The following is a 19,688-nucleotide window of genomic DNA, read 5'->3' on the forward strand; positions in this document are numbered from 1 at the left end:
GACCCCGCGAGTCCCGGTACGCCGTCGCATCGGTACGCCGCCGGCCCGTACGGCCGCCCGGCCCCGCCATCGCACTCCCCGGGAAACTTCATGCGTACAACGATCAAGATCGGCGTGGCCCTGGCGGCCGTCGCGGCCCTCGCCGGATGCGGGGCCTCCAGCGGCGACTCCAAGGAACCGCTCGCGGTCGTCTCCGGAGCGGCGTCCAAGCCGGGCACCCTCCTCGACGCCCCCTTCAACAAGCCGCAACTGACCCTCACCGACACCCACGGCAAGCCGTACGACCTGGTCAAGGAGACGGCGGGCCGGCCCGTTCTGCTCTTCTTCGGCTACACCCACTGCCCGGACGTGTGCCCGACGACGATGAGCGACCTCGCCATCGCCAAGTCGCGGATGTCCAAGCCCGACCAGGAGAAACTGCGGGTCGTGTTCGTCAGCACCGACCCCGCACGCGACACCCCGCAGCGCCTCGGCTCGTGGCTGGCCGCCCAGGACAAGGACTTCATCGGCCTGACCGGTGACTTCGGCACGATCCAGAAGGCCGCGAAATCCGTCGGCGTCGGCATCGAGAAGCCGGTGACGGAGAAGGACGGCAGCATCACCGTCACCCACGGCGCCGAGGTCCTGGCCTTCTGGCCGAAGGACGACAAGGGACATGTGCTCTACATGTCGGGCACCACCTCGGACGAGTTCGCCGCCGACCTGCCGAAGCTCATCAGGAGCGAGGCACCGTGAGGCGCCCCAGGCCCGCCCATGCCCTGATCGCCACCGTCGCCCTCGGCGGCTGCCTCGCGCTCGCCGGCTGTTCCTCGGCGTCCGACGCCTCGGCACACGCCGGGACGAAGGGGCCGAAGCTCGCGGTGAGCGGGGCGTACATACCGCAGCCGGTGATGGCCGACATGGCCGCCGGGTATTTCACGGTCACCAACACCGGCGACACCGACGCGGAACTCACCTCGGTCAGCAGCGACCTGGCCGCCGACATCACCCTGCACACCACCACCGACAACCGGATGCGCAAGGTGAACTCCCTGACCGTCCCGGCGGGCGGGCGGCTTACGCTCAGCAGCGGCGGAAATCATCTGATGCTGAGGGAACTCACGCACAAGCCGGTGGCCGGCGACAAGGTGTCCATGGAACTGCACTTCGCCGAGGCGGGCCCGATCGGCGTCACCGTGCCGGTCGAGCCGACCGGCTACCGGCCGAAGGACTGAGGGGAGCAACGATGACCATCAGGCGTGCGCTGGTCGTACTGGGCGCCCTGCTCGCCGTCGTGCTCGGGGCCGCCGCCCCGGCTTCGGCGCATGCCGCGCTGGTGAACACCAACCCCGGGGAGGACTCCGTCGTCAAGACGGCGCCGCAGCAGGTGCTGCTCACCTTCTCCGAAGGCGTGCTGCTGTCCGCCGACTCGCTGCGGGTCCTCGACCCGGCCGGCGGCCGGGTGGACAGCGGCACGCCACAGCACGCCAACGGCAACAGCTCCACCGCCGTGGTCGCGCTGCGCGCCGGACTCGGCGACGGGACCTACACCGTCGCCTGGAAGGCCGTCTCGGAGGACAGCCACCCGGTCGCGGGCGCCTTCACGTTCTCCGTCGGCGCCCCCTCCAAGACCACCGTCGTCCTCGCCGACCAGGACCAGGCCGTCGGCGGCGGCGCCGCGGGCGTCCTCTACGGCATCGGGCGCTACATCGCCTACGCCGGGTACGCGCTGCTCGTCGGCTCCTCCGTCTTCCTCGCCGTGTGCTGGCCGCGCGGCGCGCTGCTGCGCCCCATGCAGCGGATCGCGGTCGGCGGCTGGGTCGCGCTCGTCGCGTCCACCATCGCGCTGCTGATGCTGCGCGGGCCATATGTGAACGGCAGCGGGCTCGGTGACGCGTTCGACCTCGGCGTGATGCGCGACGTCCTCAACACCCGGCCGGGCGCCGCCCTGCTGTCCCGACTGCTGCTGCTCGCCGCCGCCGCCGTCTTCCTGGCGGTCCTGTTCGGCTCGTACGCCAAACGCGGAACGCCCGCCAACGAGAGCGAGCGGGCCGAGCGCGCCGACCTCGCCTGGGGGCTGGGCATCGGCGGCGGCGTCATCGCGACGGGTATCGCCGCGACCTGGGCGATGGCGGAACACGCCTCCGTCGGCATCCAGTCCGCCCTGGCCATGCCGGTCGACGTCGTGCACCTGCTGTCGATGGCGGTGTGGCTGGGCGGCCTGACCGCCCTGCTGACCTCCCTGGTGGCGGGGCTCGGCATCGAACGCGAAGCCGTCCAGCGGTTCTCCCGCATCGGCTTCGCGGCGGTCACGACGCTGGTCGCGACCGGCATCTACCAGTCCTGGCGGCAGCTCGGCTCGTGGGACGCCTTTGTCTCCACCTCCTACGGGCAGCTGCTGCTCGTCAAGATCGGCCTGGTCGTCCTGCTCGTCGAGCTGGCCTGGCTGTCGCGCCGCTGGACCGCGCGGCTCGGCGCGCCCGCCGTCCCCGTCACCGCCGCGGCGGCCGTCAAGCGGCCGGAACGCGTCGTGGCCGGCTCGTCCACCGACCCCGCCCGCCAGGCGCAACTGCGGCTCCAGCGCACCGCGCGGGACAGGACCCAGGCCAAGCGCACCCGCGAGGCCGACCTCGAACGCAGCGGGCTGCGCAAGTCCGTGCTGGCCGAGGTCGTGGTCGCGGTGGTCGTCCTCGCCGTGACGACGCTGCTCACCGGCACCCAGCCGGGCCGCGCGGCGCAGGCGAAGACCGGCTCGGCGCCCGCCCCCGCCACCTCCTCCTCCGGGCTGCCGCTCAGCGTGCGCATCCCGTACGACACGGGCGGCCCCAAGGGGAAGGGCCAGGCCCTGATCACCATCGATCCGGGCCGGGTCGGCCAGAACGAGGTGCACGTCCTGATCTCCGGCGCGGATCCGGTGCCGGTCGACGTGCCCGAGGTGAAGCTCGAATTCACCCTCAAGGCCAAGAACATCGGCCCGCTGCCCGTACCGCTGCAGCACCTCGACGTCGGCCACTGGACCGCGGCCTCGGTGCAGCTGCCGATGGCCGGAACGTGGGAGGTGTCCGTCACCGTGCGGACCTCCGAGATCGACCAGGTGACCGAGACCAAGAACGTAGAGATCACGTCATGACCGAGCAGCGGACGACCGAACACCGGACCACGGACGAGCGCGCCGCCGACGAGCTCCCCGCCGGGCGGCACCTCACCCGGCGACGGCTGCTCGGCACCGCAGGAGCCGCGGGCGCGGCGGGTCTGGTCGTCGGCGGCGCGGGCGGGGCCTTCGGCGCCGCCGCCCTGCGGGACGAGCCGGCGACGCCGGCCTCGGTCGGCGCGACCGGCGTCCCTTTCCGGGACGGCGCGCACCAGGCCGGCATCACCACCCCGCAGCAGGCCCGGGGCCATCTGGTGGCCTTCGATCTCACCGCGGGGCAGACCCGCAAGAACGTCGCGGCGCTGCTCAGGCGCTGGTCGGCGACGGCCGAGCAGCTGATCGGCGGCCGACTGGAGACCGGCGACGACCAGATCGCCTACGACGCGGGCCCGAACTCGCTGACCGTCACCTTCGGGTTCGGCGGTTCGCTGTTCCCGAAGACCGGTCTGGAGGACCGGGCGCCGCAGGCCCTCGCGCCGCTCCCGCCGTTCTCCGCGGACGCGCTGGACCCGGCCCGCAGCAACGGCGACCTGTGGGTGCAGATCGGTTCCGACGACGCGCTCGTCGCCTTCCACGCCCTGCGCGTGCTGCAGAAGGCCGCGGGGGACACCGCCCGGGTGCGCTGGCAGATGAACGGCTTCAACCGCACACCCGGCGCGACCCCGCGGCCGATGACGTCCCGCAATCTCATGGGCCAGGTGGACGGCACCAACAACCCCAAGCCCACCGACCCGGACTTCGACCGCCGGATCTTCGTTCCGGCCGGCGGCACGGCCCGCTCACCGCAGTGGATGGCGGGCGGCTCGTACGCGGTGGTGCGCAGGATCCGGATGCTGCTCGACTCCTGGGACCATCTGTCCGTGGAGCGGCAGGAGAAGGTGATCGGCCGCCGCAAGTCGGACGGCTCACCGCTGTCCGGCGGTACCGGGACGACCCCGGTGGACCTGGACAAGCGGGACGCCCAGGGGGCGCCGGCCATCGCGGGCGACGCGCACATCCGGGTCGCGGCGCCTGCCTCGAACGGCGGAGCGGCGATGCTCCGCCGGCCGTTCTCGTACCACGACGGCATCGGCTCCGACGGGACCCCGGACGCCGGTCTGCTCTTCGTCTGCTGGCAGGCCGATCCGCAGCGGGGATTCGTCCCCGTACAGCGGAAACTGGACCGCGGGGACGGGCTGTCCCGCTTTCTGCGCCATGAGTCGAGCGCCCTGTTCGCGGTCCCCGGCGCGCCGGGCCCCGGTGAGTACGTGGGGCAGCGGCTGCTGGAGTCGTGAACCCGTCCGGCGCATTAGGGTGACGGTATGTCGGCTAGCCGCTACACCTATCTGGGTCCTGAAGGCACTTTCACCGAGGCCGCGCTCAGAACGCTGCCCGAGGCGGCGACCCGGGAGCTGGTCCCGATGGTGTCGGTGCCGGCCGTGCTGGACGCCGTGCGCAACGGCGAGGCCGGCGGGGCGCTGGTGCCCATCGAGAACTCGGTGGAGGGCGGCGTGACCGCCACCCTGGACGAGCTGGCGACCGGCGTGCCGCTGATGATCTACCGCGAGGTCCTGCTGCCGATCGCGTTCGCGCTGCTGGTGCGGCCGGGCACGAAGCTCAAGGACGTGAAGACGGTGACCGGCCACCCGGTCGCCCAGCCGCAGGTGCGCAAGTGGCTGCGGGCCCAGCTGCCGGACGCGCTGTGGGAGTCGTCGGCGTCGAACGCGGACGGGGCGCGGCTGGTGCAGGAGGGCCGGTTCGACGGCGCGTTCGCGGGCGAGTTCGCGGCGTCCACGTACGGTCTCGAACCGCTCGTCACCGAGATCCATGACGCGAAGAACGCGGCGACGCGCTTCGTCCTGGTCGGCCGCCCGGCCCGCCCGGCGGCGCCGACCGGCGCGGACAAGACCTCGGCCGTCTTCTGGCTGGGCGACGACCACCCGGGCGCGCTGCTGGAGCTCCTGCAGGAGTACGCGGTGCGCGGTGTGAACCTGGTGCGCATCGAGTCCCGGCCGACCGGCGAGGGCATCGGCCGGTACTGCTTCTCGGTGGACTGCGAGGGGCACATCACCGACCGGCGGGTCAGCGAGGCGCTGATGGGGCTCAAGCGGATCTGCCCGCAGGTCCGGTTCCTGGGCTCGTACCCGCGGGCCGACGAGGTCCGTCCCCAGGTACGCCCCGGCACGACCGACAGCGAGTTCACCGACGCCGCCGACTGGCTGGGCCGGGCGCTGGACGGGCGGGGCTGAGCTGCCCTCCAAGGCGGCCCGCCGGTGTCCCCGTAGTTGTCCACTGAGTTATCCACAGGCCCGAGGTCCAGCCTGGGGATAACTGGGGATAAGTCGACAGACCAATCTGACCTAGTCGACAAATCGGTACACAGGCACCGAGCCCGTCCACAGTGGCCCAGGTCACCCTTCGTCAGCCCAATTCCTCTGATCAACTCTATAGGGGGAACACTTCTCACTCGAAAGTGAGTGTTAAGAGGGTTTGGACCGGGAATCCTTCGCCGAGCACCGGGCGTCCGGAACGATCAACTCCGTCTTCCACAGTTCGCACACACAACCTGTGGACAAAGGAAAAGAATCCCCATCCACCTGTGGATAACTCGGGTCCGCACCCCCTCCCAACTCCCGTTCTCCACAAGGGCGGTGCCCCGATGGAGGGATGCGGTGAATTCGGTTGACGGCACCCTTTTGTCCGTTATTGCATTTCGCTCCCCTTTTCCCAGAAACGGACATAACGCCACCAAAAGCCCTTAACTTGTCGCGTCGGACCCCGCCGCCCCGGTAGCCTGTAGCCGTGATTGACCTTCGCCTGCTTCGTGAGGACCCCGACCGTGTGCGCGCCTCCCAGCGCGCCCGTGGAGAGGACGTCGCGCTCGTCGACGCCCTCCTCTCCGCCGACGAGCGGCGCAGGTCGTCCAGTCATCGCTTCGACGAACTGCGCGCCGAGCAGCGCCAGCTCGGCAAGCTCATCCCCAAGGCCCAGGGGGACGAGAAGGCCGAACTCCTGAAGAAGACCGGCGTGCTCTCGGCCGCGGTCAAGGCCGCGGACGCGGAGCAGAACGAGGCCGCGCAGGAGGCCCAGAGCCTGCTGCTCAAGCTCGGCAACCTCGTGCACCCGGACGCGCCGATCGGCGGCGAGGAGGACTTCGTCGTCCTCGAGCAGCTCGGTGCGCCGCGCGACTTCGCCGCCGAGGGCTTCGAGCCCAAGGACCACCTGGAACTGGGCGAGATCCTCGGCGCCATCGACGTGGACCGCGGCGCCAAGGTCTCCGGCTCGCGCTTCTACTACCTGACGGGCGTCGGCGCGCTGCTGGAGCTGGCCCTGGTCAACGCGGCGATCGCGCAGGCCACCGCGGCCGGCTTCGTCCCGATCCTGACCCCGACCCTCGTCAAGCCCGCGGCCATGGCCGGCACCGGCTACCTCGGCCAGGTCGACGACGACGTGTACTACCTGGAGAAGGACGACCTGTACCTGGTCGGCACCTCCGAGGTCCCGCTCGCCGCGTACCACATGGACGAGATCATCGACGCGGCCAAGCTGCCGCTGCGGTACGCGGGCTTCTCGCCCTGCTACCGCCGCGAGGCCGGGTCGTACGGCAAGGACACCCGCGGCATCATCCGGGTGCACCAGTTCGACAAGGTCGAGATGTTCGTCTACACCACGCCGGAGGACGCCGAGGCCGAGCACCAGCGGCTCCTGGAGTGGGAGAAGCAGTGGCTCACCGCCCTGGAACTGCCGTTCCAGGTGATCGAGCTGGCCTCGGGCGACCTGGGCTCCTCGGCGTCGCGCAAGTTCGACTGCGAGGCGTGGATCCCGACCCAGGGCAAGTACCGCGAGCTGACCTCGACGTCGAACACCACCGAGTTCCAGTCCCGCAGGCTGTCGATCCGGCTGCGTGACGAGAACGGCACCCGCCCGCTCGCCACGCTCAACGGCACGCTGTGCGCCGTACCGCGCACCATCGTGGCGATCCTGGAGAACCACCAGCAGGCCGACGGCTCGGTCCGGGTCCCGGAGATCCTGCGCCCGTACCTGGGCGGCCGTGAGTTCCTGGAGCCGGTCAGCAAGTGAGCTCCTCCGCGCCCCTCCCGTACCGGCTGATCGCCACCGACCTGGACGGCACGCTGCTGCGCAGCGACCACACCGTCTCGGAACGGTCGCGGACGGCGCTCGCCGCGGCCACCGCGGCGGGCGCCGCGCACATCGTCGTCACCGGCCGTTCCGTGCCCTGGGCCCGGCACATCCTGGACGACCTGGGCTACGAGGGCCTGGCGGTGTGCGGGCAGGGCGCGCAGGTCTACCACGCGGGTGAACACCGGCTGCTGACGTCCGTGACGCTGGACCGCCAGCTCGCCGGACTCGCGCTGGCCAAGATCGAGGCCGAGATCGGCCCGCTCTTCCTGGCCGCGAGCCGGGACGGCCTGGACGGCGAGGTCCTGATCGGCGCGGGGTACCAGCACAACCCCGAGCTGCCGGTCATCCACATGCAGGACGACAGCGAGCTGTGGAGCGCCCCGCTCAACAAGCTCTACCTCCAGCACCCGGGCCTGGGTGACGACGGTCTGGCCCGGGTCGCACGCGAGGTCGCGGGCGATCTGGTCGGGGTGACGATGGCCGGCGAGGGCATCGTCGAACTGCTGCCGCTCGGCCTCAGCAAGGCCACCGGCCTCTCCATCGCCGCCCGCCGGCTGGGCCTGACGGCCGCCGACACCATCGCCTTCGGCGACATGCCGAACGATCTGCCGATGTTCGCGTGGGCCGCGCACGGCGTCGCGATGGCCAACGCGCACGACGAACTGAAGGCCGTCGCGGACGAGGTCACCACCTCGAACGACGAGGACGGCATCGCGGTCGTCCTGGAACGGCTCTTCGCCATCACCTCCTAGGGCGACCGGGAGTAGCGTGCGTTCCCATGACGGTTCGCAGGGTCAATCCGGCGGGTGGGGATGCGCGTGCGGCTGACGGTGCGGGGCCGGGTCCCGACGGGTCCATCGGCAGCGATCTCCATCTGGAGCTGACCGGCCCCGGCGGCCGGCGCGCCTCGCTGATGCGGGCGCTACGCGAGGCGATCCGCACCGGCCGGCTCACCCCCGGCACCCGGCTGCCGCCCTACCGCTCGCTCTCCGCCGACCTCGGCATCGCCCGCAACACCGTGGCGGAGGCGTACGCCGAACTCGTCGCCGAGGGGTGGCTCACCGCCCGCCAGGGCTCCGGCACCCGCGTCGCGCCGCGCACCGCGCCACCGAAGCCGAACCCGGCCCCCGCCGTCGCCGCACCCTCCCCGCGCACCGCGCGGCCCGCGTACAACCTGCTGCAGGGCCAGCCCGACGCCGGCAGCTTCCCCCGCGCCGCCTGGCTCACCTCCGCCCGCCGCGCGCTGACCGCCGCGCCCACCGAGGCGTTCGGTCCCGGTGACCCGCACGGCCGCCCCGAGCTGCGCGAGGCGCTGGCCGAGTACCTCGCCCGCGCCCGCGGGGTGCGTACCGACCCCGCCAGGGTCGTCGTCTGCTCGGGCTTCGCCCATGGTCTGCGGCTGCTGGTCCAGGTGCTGCGCGGCCCGATGGCCGTCGAGGCGTACGGGCTGGCCTTCCACCGCGGCATCCTGGCGGCGGCCCGGATGCGTACGGTGCCGCTGGCCGTCGACGCGGAGGGCGCACGGACCAGGGATCTGGCGGCGAGCGGCGCGAAGTCCGTGCTGCTCACCCCCGCCCATCAGTTCCCGACCGGCGGTCCGCTCGGCCCGGATCGGCGGGCGGCCGTCGTCGACTGGGCCAGGACGACGGGCGGCATCGTCCTGGAGGACGACTACGACGGGGAATTCCGTTACGACCGGCAGCCGGTCGGCGCGGTGCAGGGCCTCGAACCCGAACGCGTCGTCTACCTCGGATCGGTCAGCAAGAGCCTGTCACCGGCGGTGCGGCTGGGCTGGATGGTGCTTCCGGGACCGCTCGTGGAACAGGTGGTGGCGGCCAAGGGCGAGCGGGAGGCCACGGCCGGCGCCCTGGACCAGCTGACCCTCGCGGATTTCATCGCCTCCGGCGCGTACGACCGCCATGTTCGCCGGATGCGGCAGCACTACCGCCTGCGGCGCGACCAGCTCGTCGCCGCGCTGGCCGAGCGCGCCCCGCACATCGGCGTCTCCGGCGTCGCGGCCGGGCTGCACGCCGTGCTGGAACTTCCGCCCGGCACCGAGAGCGCCGCGGTCCGTGCCGCGGCGCGGCACGGTCTCGTCCTGGACGGCCTGGCCGGATACCGGCATCCCGACAGCGCGATGGATGTGCAGGACGGGCTGGTCGTCGGCTACGGCACGCCGTCCGACCATGCGTTCAGCGGCGCTCTGGAAGCGCTGTGCCGGGCGCTTCCGCCGGCCGGCGGTCGCTGACCGGCCGACGGCCGTTACGGGGCTCCGGCCGGTGCGGGCCGTCCGGCTTCCGCGCGGTCGGCGTCAGCCCGTAGCAGGCCAGGCCGATGAGAACGGCCGTGAGATGCCCGAGGTCGGTGAAGGTGCGGCTGGTGAGGACGGGCACGGTGAAGAACGTCAGGATCCCCAGCAGATAGCCCCACCGCCAGGGACGCGGCACCAGGTACGTCAGCACGCCGACGACACCGGCCATCCCGTAGCTGACCCCGACGTCGACGGTGTGGGCGAGGGAACGCGGCAGCCGGTCGTAATGGATGCCGAACAGTACGGCCTTCTGGCTGACGAGCGTGGCCCCGATGTGCGCGGTGGCGACGACGACGAGCCAGCGCCAGGTGCCCATCCAGCGTTCGGCGGGCGCGTGGATCAGCTCGTAGAAGACGAAGTAGATGGCGAAGCCGGACGGGGTCGCCACCCACAGGGCACTGGCGAGCAGCACCCGGACCGGGTGCTGCCGCAGTTCGATGAGGTTGGTGCTGACGTGGTGCAGCAGGTACGCCCGCACGTGGGGTGACACGACGGCGACCACACAGGTCGTGATCGTCAGGATCAGCAGCCAGATGTGGGTCCCGGGGGAGGAACGCACCCAGGAAGCGCCAAAGCGCCCCACACCCTGGAGGGTGATGCGGCGGCGCTCGACGGGGATCGGGGTGTCCTGCTCTGCGGCCATCCCCCACATCATCTGTCAGGGCCGGCTGACCCGGCCAATCGCGTTTCGGACGTTCTTGATCGCGCACACCCGGCAGGGGGTGTCAGGCGCCCTTGATGGCGGAGATGTCGAAGCGCAGCTTGACCTGCTCGCCGATGAGGACGCCACCGGTCTCCAGGGCGGCGTTGTAGTTCAGGCCCCAGTCGGTGCGGTCGATCTTCGCGGTGCCCTCGAAGCCGACGCGCTCGTTGCCGTACAGGTCCTTGGCGGAGCCGTTGTAGGCGAGGTCGAGCGTGACCGGGCGGGTGGTGCCCTTGATGGTGAGGTCGCCCGTCATGCGGTACGAGTCCTCGCCGAGGCGCTCGGCGTCGGTGGAGCGGAAGGTGATCTCCGGGAAGGCCGGGGCGTCGAAGAAGTCACCGGTGCGCAGGTGCTCGTCGCGCTGGGCCTGGTTGGTGTCGATGCTGGCGACCTTGATGACCAGCTCGGCGGTGGACAGGTGCGGGTTGCTGCCGTCGAGGTGCAGCGCGCCCTCGTACTCGGCGAACTGGCCGCGGACGGTGGTGACCATCGCGTGCCGGACGGAGAAGCCGATCTCGCTGTGGGTCGGGTCGACGGTGTACTCGCCGGTGAGGTGCGAGAGGTCGCCGGCGGCGGGGCCGGTCGCCACGGCGACGCCCGCGGTGCTGCCCGTGGTGGTCTTGGTGCGGTTGAAGAGTCCCATGATGTGCTCCTTACGAGTAGTTCAACGTTCAACTTCATTCACCATAACTCCATTCCATTTAACTTTCAACAACCTCACTCGAATGAGTCACGGATGCAGTTGTAGGATGACCGGATGACACTCCACGCAGCCGACCGCAGATCCCTGGTCGACACCGTCGTCGAGCAGCTCCGCGAGCAGCTCGCCGCCGGTACCTGGCAGGTCGGGATGCGCATTCCGACCGAGCACGAGCTCGCCGACCTGCTCGGCGTGGGCCGCAACACGGTCCGCGAGGCGGTCCGGGTGCTCGCGCACGCCGGCCAGCTGGAGTCACGGCAGGGCCAGGGCACCTACGTGATCTCCCGGGCCGACCCCGCCGCCGTGCTCCTGGGCATGCGCAGGGCCGGTATCCGCGACGTGCTGGAGCTGCGGATCGCGATGGAGGCGGAAGGCGCCCGGCTGGCCGCCGCCCGGCGGACGCCGGAGGACCTGGAGCGGATGCGCTCCGCGCTCGGCAGCGTGCACGACCACGGCGCGGAACTGACCGGTGGGGCGCAGGCCGACGACGACGTCCGCTTCCACCAGTACGTCGTGGAGGCCGCGCACAATGCCGCGCTGACCGAGGTCTACCGCTACTTCAGCTCCTCGGTCCGCGAGACACTCCTCGCCGCGGTCGGCGACAGCGACATGCCGCCGATCGACCTGGCGGCGCACACCGCGCTGGTCGACGCCATCGAGGCAGGGGACCCGCAGGCCGCCGACAGCGCCGCGCGGGCGCTGCTGCGGGAGCCGCTGCGTGCGGTCGAAGCCCTCCTCGCCGCGGCACCGGACCACCCGACCAGCTGAATCACCTCGCCACCACCCTTGGAAAGGGGCCCGCCTTGGCACGTCCGACCGCCACCGTCCCGCTCGTCGACGCGGAGCCCGGCCACCCGTCCGGGTCGCCCCGGCTGCTCTCCCACCCCGTACTGCTGCTGGCCGGCATCGTGCTGGCCTCGCTCAACATGCGGGGCGCGCTGGCCAGCATGGCGCCGCTGGTCGGCGACGTCAGCGCGCACTACGGGCTCTCCTCGACGGTGAGCAGCCTGGTCACGTCGGTGCCGGTGCTCTTCCTGGGGCTCGGCTCGATGGTCGCGCCCCGGCTGTCGCAGCGGTTCGGCACCGAACAGGTGCTGTTCGCCGCGCTGGCGGCGCTGGCTGCCGGGATCGTGGTGCGGTCGCTGTCCTCGGTCGTGGCACTGTTCGCCGGCAGCATCCTGCTGGGAACGGCGATAGCCCTGCTGAACGTGCTGATGCCCGGCCTGATCAAGCGCGACTTCCCGCACCGGGCCGCGAGCATGACCTCGCTCTACACCTGCGCGATGGTCATCGGCGCGTCGACGGCCGCCGGGGTGTCCGTCCCCCTGGAGAAGTCGTTCGGCGGCAGCTGGCAGGCCGCCCTGGCGTTCTGGGCCCTCCCGGCGGCCGTCGCCGCGGCGGTCTGGTTCCCGCAGGTGGTGCTGTCCCGCAGGACCCGTTTCGCCGCGGCCGCCGCTCCCCGGACGAACAGCCCGGTTCCGGTCCGGGACGCCGGGCTCCGGCGGGTGCCGCTGGCCTGGCAGGTCACCTGCTTCATGGGCCTGCAGTCGCTGCTCGTCTACGTCGTCATCGCGTGGATGCCGACGATCCTCACCGACCACGGAATGAGCAAGGGCACCGCGGGGGTCGTCTTCGCCGTCAGCAACCTGATCCAGGTGGTGGGCGCGTTCGTCTTCCCGCTGCTCGCGGGCCGGATGCGCAACCAGGGTCCGCTGGTGGCCGTCGCCGTGAGTCTGACCGCCGCCGGATACGTCGGGCTCCTGGTGGACCCGGTCGGCGGCGCCTGGGCGTGGGCCGCCCTGCTCGGCGTCGGCCAGGGCGGCGCCGTCGGGCTGGCGCTGACGATGATCGTGCTCCGCAGCCGGGACGCGTTCACCGCCGCACGGCTGTCGGGCATGGCCCAGGGCGTCGGCTATCTGCTCGCCGCCGCCGGACCGCTGGCGGCCGGCGCGCTCTACCAGAGCAGCGGCGGCTGGACCGCCCCGATCGTGCTGATGCTGCTGCTGTGCGGCGCGCAGCTCGCCGCGGGACTGGGCGCGGGCAGGGACCGCAAGGTCTGACCCCCGGCCCCCGCCCCTCCCGTCCGTCGATGCCCGGCTACTCCTCGCCCGCCAGGGTCAGCGAGCGCAGCCGCTGCGCGGCGAACCAGGTGGCGGCGACGGTCACCGCGACGAGCAGGACGATCGCGACCGGGAGCCCGACGTCGGACTGCACGATGTCGCCGCCCCCGATCTTCTGCGCCAGTGCCAGCGACCACTGCTGGACGCTGAGGGTGCGGGCGCCCGGGACGAGGTTGCCGATGAGGGATTCCCAGACCAGCGCGTAGACGAGCCCCGCCACCACGGCGTGCCGGGTGACGACGCCCAGCAGCAGGAAGACCGCGGCGTAGGCGATCGACGCGACGGCCGCGGCGATGCCGTAGGCGACCGCGAGCTGCTGGCTGTTGCCGTTCAGGATGTAACCGGCGATGAAGGTCGGGATGGCCGAGAACGCCATGGCGACGCCGATCGCGACGGTCAGTTTCGTCAGGATGATCGACGGCCGCTTCAGCGGCTTGGCCAGCAGATAGACGATCGAGCCGTCGTCGATCTCCGGCGCGATGGCGCCGGTACCGGCGATGACGCCGATCAGCGGCACCATCGTCGCGAGCGCGAAGCCGCCCAGCAGGTCGCTGGTGACGTTGTCGTCCACACCGGCCAGGGCGCGCACGGCGACGGAGATGACGATCAGCAGCGCGGGCAGCGCGAAGAGGATGAGTGCGCGGCGCCTGCCGAGCAGCGCCCGGAAGGTGAGCCGGGCCACGGTGGGGTTGTACATCGCTGTGGGCTCCTTAAGGCCGTTGGGCCGCTTACGCCGTGACCAGGTAGGAGAAGACGCTCTCCAGGGACTCGTCGGACGGCGAGACCGTGTACAGCCGGATGCCGTGTTCGCGGGCGACGCGCGGCAGCAGTTCCGTGAAGCCGGAGAAGTCGATCGCCTGGATGCGCAGCGCCTTCTCGGACCAGTCGAGTTCGATCGCGGCCGTCGACGCGTCCGCGATGAGCGCGGCGGCCAGCTGCCGGTCGTCGCTGGACCGTACGAGGTAGCGGTGCGGGCGGTCCGTCATCAGGCGGCGGATCTTGCGGAAGTCACCGGAGGCGGCATGCCGGCCGGCCACCACGACCTCGATGTGGCTCGCGAGCTGCTCGACCTCCTCCAGGATGTGCGAGGAGAACAGCACGGTGCGGCCGTCGGCGCCCATCTGCCGGAGCAGGTCCATGAGATGGAGCCGCTGGCGCGGGTCCATGCCGTTGAAGGGCTCGTCGAGCAGGAGCACCGACGGGTCGTGGACGAGAGCCGAGGCCATCTTCACGCGCTGCCGCATGCCCTTGGAGTACGTGTCGATCTTGCGGTCCTGCGCGTACGCCATCTCGACGGTCGCCAGCGCCCGGTGGGCGGCGGCGCCGGGGTCCGGCAGTCCGTGCAGCTCGGCGTTGGCGAGGACGAACTCCGCGCCGGTGAGGAAGTCGTACATCCCCTCCCGCTCGGGCACGATCCCGATGTGGTGGTACACCTCCTCGTTCCGCCAGATCCGCGTGCCGTCGAGGGTGACGGAGCCGGTGGACGGGGCGAGGAAGCCGGCCATCATGTTGATGAGCGTGGACTTTCCCGCGCCGTTCGGGCCGAGCAGGCCCGTCACGCCGGGGCCGATCGACATGGTGACGTCGTTGACCGCCACCACGTTGCCGAACCAGCGCGAGACGTTGTCGATGGTGATCGTCGTCACGAGAGTCCGACCTTCCGGTAGCGGCGCATCAGCAGGCCGAAGCAGCCGGCGATCACGGCGAGGAGCACGAGCAGGTAGACGATGCCCGCGAAGGCATTGGGCGGGCCGTAGTTGCCCGGGTTCGAGACGGTGGCGCCGAGCCACCAGGACTGTGCGCCGTCCAGCAGGCTGATCGGGGAGAAGAGGCCGAACCAGCCCTCCGCGTCGAAGTTGCCCTGGCTGTAGGCGACGCCCTGGACCGCGCTGACCGCGCCGTACGAGATGGCGATGACCGCGATGATCGCGGCGACGCCGAAGCCGCGGCGCGGCGTGATGGCGGCGATGACCATGCCGATGCCCGCCAGCAGCAGGGAGAGCAGGAGAGCGGCCACGATTCCCTTCCCGAATCCGGCTGTCTGGGAGGCGAAGCCGAACTTCGCCAGCAGCCCGCCGACGTAGAGGATGACCAGCGGCACCGCGGTGAGGATGAACAGCGCGGCCGTCATCGCCGCGAACTTGGCGGCGACGTAGTCGATGCGCTCGATGGGGCGCGAGAAGTACAGCGGTGTCGTCTTGAACCGCAGGTCGCGGGAGACGGACTGCGGGGCCTGGGCCGCGACGAAGAGCGCGATGACCATCTGCAGGAAGATCGTGTACTGCATGTACTGCATGGGCAGCTTGGTCATCTTCGTGCCGATGGCGACCGCGACGATGATCAGCGCCGGAGCGCACATCGCGGCGAACAGCAGCATCGGCAGCACCTTGGACTTCGCCGACCGGCCGAGGCCGTAGGCGCCGCGCAGGCTCTGCGAGAAGAGCGAGACGCGGGCGTAGCCGCGGCCGAGGCGCGGGCCGTCGTAGTGCCGGTAGCCGATGTTGTGGATGACATCGGCGCTGCGCTGGGCCTCCGGCGATGCGGGGGCGGGTACGGGTGCGGGAACGGTGTCAGGCTGCATCTCGGCTGCCTCCCTTCTTCGGTCGGCTGCCGGTGGCGCCTGCGGTCTCGAGGACGTCGGAGTCGTCGTCCGTCGCGTCGTCCGTCGCGTCGTCCGTGCTGAAGACTTCCGCGATCCGGTGCCGTCGCTGTTCCATCCGGACCAGGCCCAGGCCGAGTTCGGCGACCGCGTCCCGGATGAGGTCGTAGGTGGCCTCGCCGTCCATCTCGACCAGCAGGATGTGCCCGATGTTCGCGCCGCCGGATCCAGGGCCTTCGCCCTGCACCGAGACCCCGAGTGCGGTCAGCGCCACGCGCAGCGCGTCGGTGCCGTGCGGGTGCCGGTCGGTGTCGGTGACCTCGACCGCGAGCGAGGCGGTGGCCTGCGTGAAGTCGCTGGTGGAGGAGGAGCGCAGCAGCTTTCCGCCGTCGATGACGACGACGTGGTCGCTGATGCGTTCCAGCTCGCCGAGAAGGTGCGAGGTGACCAGGACGGAGATGCCGAAGTCGCTGTGGACCCGGCGGATCAGTCCGAGCATCTCGTCGCGGCCCGCCGGGTCCAGGCCGTTGGTCGGCTCGTCGAGGAGGACCAGCTTCGGATCGTGCACGAGTGCCTGCGCCAGCTTGACGCGCTGCTTCATGCCCGTGGAGTAGCCGCCCATGGCGCGGTACCGCTCCTCGTACAGCCCGACGTGGCGCAGGGTGTCGGCGGTGCGCTCGCGGGCCGCGGCGGGCGGCAGCCCGGACATCCGCGCCATGTGGACGACGAACTCGGTCGCCGACACATCGGGCGGCAGGCAGTCGTGTTCGGGCATGTACCCGACGAGACTGCGGATGGCCGCGCCTTCGGTGGCCACATCGAGTCCGAGCACGGCGGCACGGCCCTCGGTGGCCGGGGACAGACCCAGCAGAATCTTGATCAGGGTCGACTTGCCGGCCCCGTTGGCACCAACCAGCCCGGTCACGCCGGGGGTGATGTCCACGGAGAGCCGGTCCAGGGCGGTCACCCTTGGGTACCGCTTGCTCAGGCTTTCGGTCACGATCACAGTCACGTTGTCGACGGTAGTGGCGCGGACCACATCGGAGCGTCCCCCTCCGGGGCCCCATCGGGGTAGTCCTGCGGGCTGACCTCCCGTAGGGGATGTCCTCCGAGCGCGGGACGGATGTCAGGGTCATGGCGGTCCGGGACAGCGGTGGCCCGGAGTTTTCCACAGGCGGTGCGGGCACTCTTGACCCTGCCATGAAGTGATGTCACATTCATCGATGTCAGGGTTGGCGCATGCCGTGCTGGGTGCCGTACTGAGGGGTGGGCGGTAGTGATGAGTCATCCATCGGACGGGTCGGACGTACTGGACGGTTCGGACGGGCGGGGCGGGAATCCGGACGGGCTGGACGGGTTCCGGGAGGTGCAGCGGCTGGCGTACGCGTGCGCCGAGGCGGTCGCGGCGCAGCTGAAACCGGGCGTGACCGAGCGGGAGGCCGCCCGCATGATGCGGGAGTGGCTGCGCGAGCGGGGCGTGCGGGACTGGTTCCATCTGCCGTTCGCCTGGTTCGGGGACCGGACGGCCTTCACCGGCTTCAAGATGCCGCTGCAGTTCTTCCCCACGCAGCGCCGGCTGGAGCCGGGGATGCCCTTCATCCTGGACACCGCCCCGATCTACAAGGGGTACACCGCCGACATCGGGTACTCCGGCTGCCTCGGCCTCAACCCGGTCCATGACCGGCTGCTGGCTGATCTGCGCGAGCACCGTGAGCTGATCCTGCGTGAGGTGCGCGAGCGCCGCTCGCTGCGGGCGATCTACGAGGACGTGGACCAGCTGATGGCGAAGCAGGGGTACGCCAACCGCCACCGCGCCTATCCGTTCGGCGTCATAGCGCACAAGGTCGACCGCGTGCGGGAGCGGCGCTGGTCCCCGCAGATCGCCGGCTTCGGCATCCAGAGCCTCAAGGGGCTGGCGAAGGACGCGCTGCACGGCCACCGGGACGGCTGGTCCCCGCTGTGGAGCCCGTACCGGATGTCCGACCACCCGCCGCAGCCCGGACTGTGGGCGGTCGAGCCCCATCTCGGATTCCGCGGGACCGGGGCGAAGTTCGAGGAGATCCTCGTGGTCACCGCGACGGACGCGTACTGGCTGGACGACGAACTGCCGCATGTGAAGCGGTGGAAGGAAGCGGGGCTGGCCGTATGAGCCGGGACGGCGCGGGAGACGGGACCGGGAACGGCAGCGGGCCGGGGGCGGCGCGCGAACGCCGGGTGGCGGGGGACGGGGTGGAGCTGTGCGTCGCCGAGTACGGGGACGCGTCGCTGCCCACCGTGGTGCTGCTGCACGGCTACCCCGACAGCAAGGAGGTCTGGTCCCAGGTCGCCGACCGGCTCGCGGACCGCTTCCATGTGGTGCTCTACGACGTGCGCGGCCACGGCCGCTCGACGGCGCCGGAACCGCTGCGCGGCGGCTTCCGGCTGGAGAAGCTGACCGACGACTTCCTGGCCGTCGCGGACGCCGTCAGCCCGGAACGGCCGGTCCACCTCGTCGGCCACGACTGGGGCTCGGTCCAGGGCTGGGAGTTCGCCACGGTGGGGCGGACCGAGGGCCGGATCGCCACCTTCACCTCCATCTCCGGCCCCTCCCTCGACCACTTCGGCCACTGGATCAAGCAGCGCGTCGCACGGCCCACCCCGCGCCGGCTCGCCCAGCTCCTCGGCCAGGGCGCCAAGTCCTGGTACGTGTACGCCCTGCACACCCCCGTGCTGCCGGAGCTGGCCTGGCGCGGAGTGCTCGGCAGGCAGTGGCCCAAGCTGCTCGCCCGCGCCGAGAAGATCTCCTCGGCGGACTACCCGACGGCCTCGCTGCCCGAGGACGCCGCGCACGGCGCGTGGCTCTACCGGGACAACGTCAGGGACCGGCTGCGCGCGCCGCGCGCGGACGCCTACGCCCATGTGCCGGTGCAGCTGATCACCCCGACCGGTGACCCGTTCCTGTCGGAGAAGCTCTACGACGAGCTGGAGCAGTGGGTCCCCGACCTGCGGCGCCGCACCATTCCGACCAAGCACTGGGTGCCGCGTACCCGCCCGGATCAGATCGCCCAGTGGATCGGTGAGTTCGTGACGTCCAACGAAGAGGGCCGTCCGGCCCGGAAGACCCCGGAGAAGCCCGGCCCGGCCGGTGAGCGGTTCGCAGGCCAGCTGGTGCTGGTGACCGGCGCCGGCAGCGGCATCGGACGAGCCACCGCCTTCGCCTTCGCCGAGGCGGGGGCACGGATCATCGCGGTGGACCGGGACGCGGAGTCCGCGGCCCGCACCGCGGAACTGGCCCGGCTGATCGGCGCGCCGAGCGCCTGGGCCGAGACCGTGGACGTCTCCGACGAGCAGGCCATGGAGAAGCTCGCGGAGAAGACCGCCACCGAGTACGGCGTGCCCGACGTCGTCGTCAACAACGCCGGTATCGGTCTGGCCGGTTCCTTCCTCGACACCACCACCGAGGACTGGAAGCGGGTGCTGGCCGTGAACCTGTGGGGTGTCATCCACGGCTGCCGGCTCTTCGCCCGGCAGATGGTCGACCGCGGCCAGGGCGGCCATATCGTCAACACCGCCTCGGCCGCCGCCTTCCAGCCGTCGCGCGCGCTGCCCGCGTACAGCACCTCCAAAGCGGCCGTGCTGATGCTCAGCGAATGCCTGCGCGCCGAACTGGCCCCGCACGACATCGGGGTGAGCGCCATCTGCCCCGGCATCGTCAACACCAACATCACCTCGACCACCCGCTTCGCCGGGGTCACCGACGCGGAGCAGGAGCGGCGCCGCGCCAGGTCGTCCCGGCTGTACGGGCTGCGCAACTACCCGCCGGAGAAGGTCGCCGAGGCGATCGTGCGCGCGGTGATGCGCAACTCCGCCGTCGTCCCCGTCACCCCTGAGGCGCGCGGCGCCCGGCTGCTGGGCCGACTGTCCCCCAGGGCGCTGCGCGGCCTGGCCCGTCTCGACCCGCCGCTGTAAGCCCCGGCGAGTCGCCGCACACCTCGGTAAGCCCCCGTTAAGCCCCGGTAGGCCC

At 71.3% G+C, this 19,688-nt stretch carries 18 protein-coding genes; 12 read left to right on the forward strand and 6 right to left on the reverse strand.

The features are described from left to right. The first annotated feature begins 90 nt into the window (after positions 1 to 90). The 8 genes from C8250_RS22035 to C8250_RS22070 all read left to right on the forward strand — a co-directional run bounded on the left by C8250_RS22035 (position 91) and on the right by C8250_RS22070 (position 9,500). The gene (locus C8250_RS22035) at positions 91 to 735 is read left to right on the forward strand and encodes an SCO family protein (protein ID WP_138351105.1); all 645 of its coding nucleotides are present in this window, start codon (positions 91 to 93) and stop codon (positions 733 to 735) included. After that, positions 732 to 1,214 (forward strand): copper chaperone PCu(A)C, encoded by a 483-nt coding sequence (locus C8250_RS22040; protein ID WP_138351106.1) that lies wholly within the window; start codon positions 732 to 734, stop codon positions 1,212 to 1,214. The genes C8250_RS22035 and C8250_RS22040 overlap by 4 nt, the downstream gene beginning before the upstream one ends. Before the next feature lie 11 nt (positions 1,215 to 1,225). After that, a complete protein-coding gene (locus C8250_RS22045; protein WP_138351107.1) occupies positions 1,226 to 3,109 on the forward strand; it encodes a copper resistance protein CopC in 1,884 nt (627 codons plus the stop codon). Beyond that, positions 3,106 to 4,404, forward strand: coding sequence for an iron uptake transporter deferrochelatase/peroxidase subunit (gene efeB / locus C8250_RS22050; protein WP_138351108.1), 1,299 nt, complete (start codon positions 3,106 to 3,108; stop codon positions 4,402 to 4,404). Before C8250_RS22045 ends, efeB begins: the two co-directional genes overlap by 4 nt. A gap of 27 nt (positions 4,405 to 4,431) precedes the next feature. Further along, a complete protein-coding gene (gene pheA / locus C8250_RS22055) occupies positions 4,432 to 5,358 on the forward strand; it encodes a prephenate dehydratase (protein ID WP_138351109.1) in 927 nt (308 codons plus the stop codon). A 553-nt stretch (positions 5,359 to 5,911) separates the two neighbouring features. After that, the gene (gene serS / locus C8250_RS22060) at positions 5,912 to 7,189 is read left to right on the forward strand and encodes a serine--tRNA ligase (protein WP_138351110.1); all 1,278 of its coding nucleotides are present in this window, start codon (positions 5,912 to 5,914) and stop codon (positions 7,187 to 7,189) included. After that, positions 7,186 to 8,004, forward strand: a complete 819-nt coding sequence (locus C8250_RS22065; RefSeq protein ID WP_138351111.1) for an HAD family hydrolase — start codon at positions 7,186 to 7,188, stop codon at positions 8,002 to 8,004. Before serS ends, C8250_RS22065 begins: the two co-directional genes overlap by 4 nt. A gap of 161 nt (positions 8,005 to 8,165) precedes the next feature. Then, the gene (locus tag C8250_RS22070; RefSeq protein ID WP_138351329.1) at positions 8,166 to 9,500 is read left to right on the forward strand and encodes a PLP-dependent aminotransferase family protein; all 1,335 of its coding nucleotides are present in this window, start codon (positions 8,166 to 8,168) and stop codon (positions 9,498 to 9,500) included. On the opposite strand, the gene C8250_RS22075 is transcribed toward C8250_RS22070, so the two are convergent. Both C8250_RS22075 and C8250_RS22080 read right to left on the reverse strand, forming a co-directional pair. After that, positions 9,445 to 10,206, reverse strand: coding sequence for a rhomboid-like protein (locus C8250_RS22075; protein WP_187144943.1), 762 nt, complete (start codon positions 10,204 to 10,206; stop codon positions 9,445 to 9,447). The two genes, C8250_RS22070 and C8250_RS22075, sit on opposite strands and share 56 nt — an antisense overlap. An 82-nt stretch (positions 10,207 to 10,288) precedes the next feature. Beyond that, complete coding sequence (locus C8250_RS22080; RefSeq protein WP_138351112.1) at positions 10,289 to 10,909, reverse strand: YceI family protein; 621 nt, start codon at positions 10,907 to 10,909, stop codon at positions 10,289 to 10,291. Between the two features lie 114 nt (positions 10,910 to 11,023). Between C8250_RS22080 and C8250_RS22085 the strand changes: the two genes are divergently transcribed. Beyond that, positions 11,024 to 11,734, forward strand: coding sequence for a FadR/GntR family transcriptional regulator (locus tag C8250_RS22085; protein WP_138351113.1), 711 nt, complete (start codon positions 11,024 to 11,026; stop codon positions 11,732 to 11,734). A 104-nt stretch (positions 11,735 to 11,838) separates the two neighbouring features. Beyond that, positions 11,839 to 13,026 carry an MFS transporter gene (locus C8250_RS22090; protein ID WP_232484907.1) on the forward strand — a complete coding sequence of 396 codons (1,188 nt, stop codon included), beginning with the start codon at positions 11,839 to 11,841 and terminating at the stop codon, positions 13,024 to 13,026. 37 nt (positions 13,027 to 13,063) lie between these two features. Here C8250_RS22090 and C8250_RS22095 read toward each other — a convergent pair whose 3' ends face one another. The 4 genes from C8250_RS22095 to C8250_RS22110 are packed head-to-tail and all read right to left on the reverse strand — an operon-like array spanning position 13,064 to position 16,724. Beyond that, positions 13,064 to 13,783 carry an ABC transporter permease subunit gene (locus tag C8250_RS22095; RefSeq protein WP_138351114.1) on the reverse strand — a complete coding sequence of 240 codons (720 nt, stop codon included), beginning with the start codon at positions 13,781 to 13,783 and terminating at the stop codon, positions 13,064 to 13,066. A 31-nt stretch (positions 13,784 to 13,814) separates the two neighbouring features. Next, entirely contained in the window at positions 13,815 to 14,732 is a 918-nt protein-coding gene (locus C8250_RS22100; RefSeq protein ID WP_138351115.1) for an ABC transporter ATP-binding protein, read from the reverse strand. Further along, positions 14,729 to 15,667 (reverse strand): ABC transporter permease subunit, encoded by a 939-nt coding sequence (locus tag C8250_RS22105; RefSeq protein ID WP_138351116.1) that lies wholly within the window; start codon positions 15,665 to 15,667, stop codon positions 14,729 to 14,731. Before C8250_RS22105 ends, C8250_RS22100 begins: the two co-directional genes overlap by 4 nt. Beyond that, the gene (locus C8250_RS22110) at positions 15,657 to 16,724 is read right to left on the reverse strand and encodes an ABC transporter ATP-binding protein (protein WP_138351117.1); all 1,068 of its coding nucleotides are present in this window, start codon (positions 16,722 to 16,724) and stop codon (positions 15,657 to 15,659) included. Before C8250_RS22110 ends, C8250_RS22105 begins: the two co-directional genes overlap by 11 nt. Before the next feature lie 240 nt (positions 16,725 to 16,964). On the opposite strand from C8250_RS22110, the gene C8250_RS22115 reads away from it, so the two are divergent. Together C8250_RS22115 and C8250_RS22120 are read left to right on the forward strand one after the other, a co-directional pair. Further along, entirely contained in the window at positions 16,965 to 17,834 is an 870-nt protein-coding gene (locus C8250_RS22115; protein WP_138351118.1) for a M24 family metallopeptidase, read from the forward strand. Next, the gene (locus C8250_RS22120; protein ID WP_138351119.1) at positions 17,831 to 19,633 is read left to right on the forward strand and encodes an SDR family oxidoreductase; all 1,803 of its coding nucleotides are present in this window, start codon (positions 17,831 to 17,833) and stop codon (positions 19,631 to 19,633) included. Before C8250_RS22115 ends, C8250_RS22120 begins: the two co-directional genes overlap by 4 nt. Positions 19,634 to 19,688 lie beyond the last annotated feature (55 nt).

Origin of the sequence: Streptomyces sp. So13.3 (assembly GCF_005860785.2) — a bacterium.
Lineage (GTDB): Bacteria > Actinomycetota > Actinomycetes > Streptomycetales > Streptomycetaceae > Actinacidiphila > Actinacidiphila fildesensis.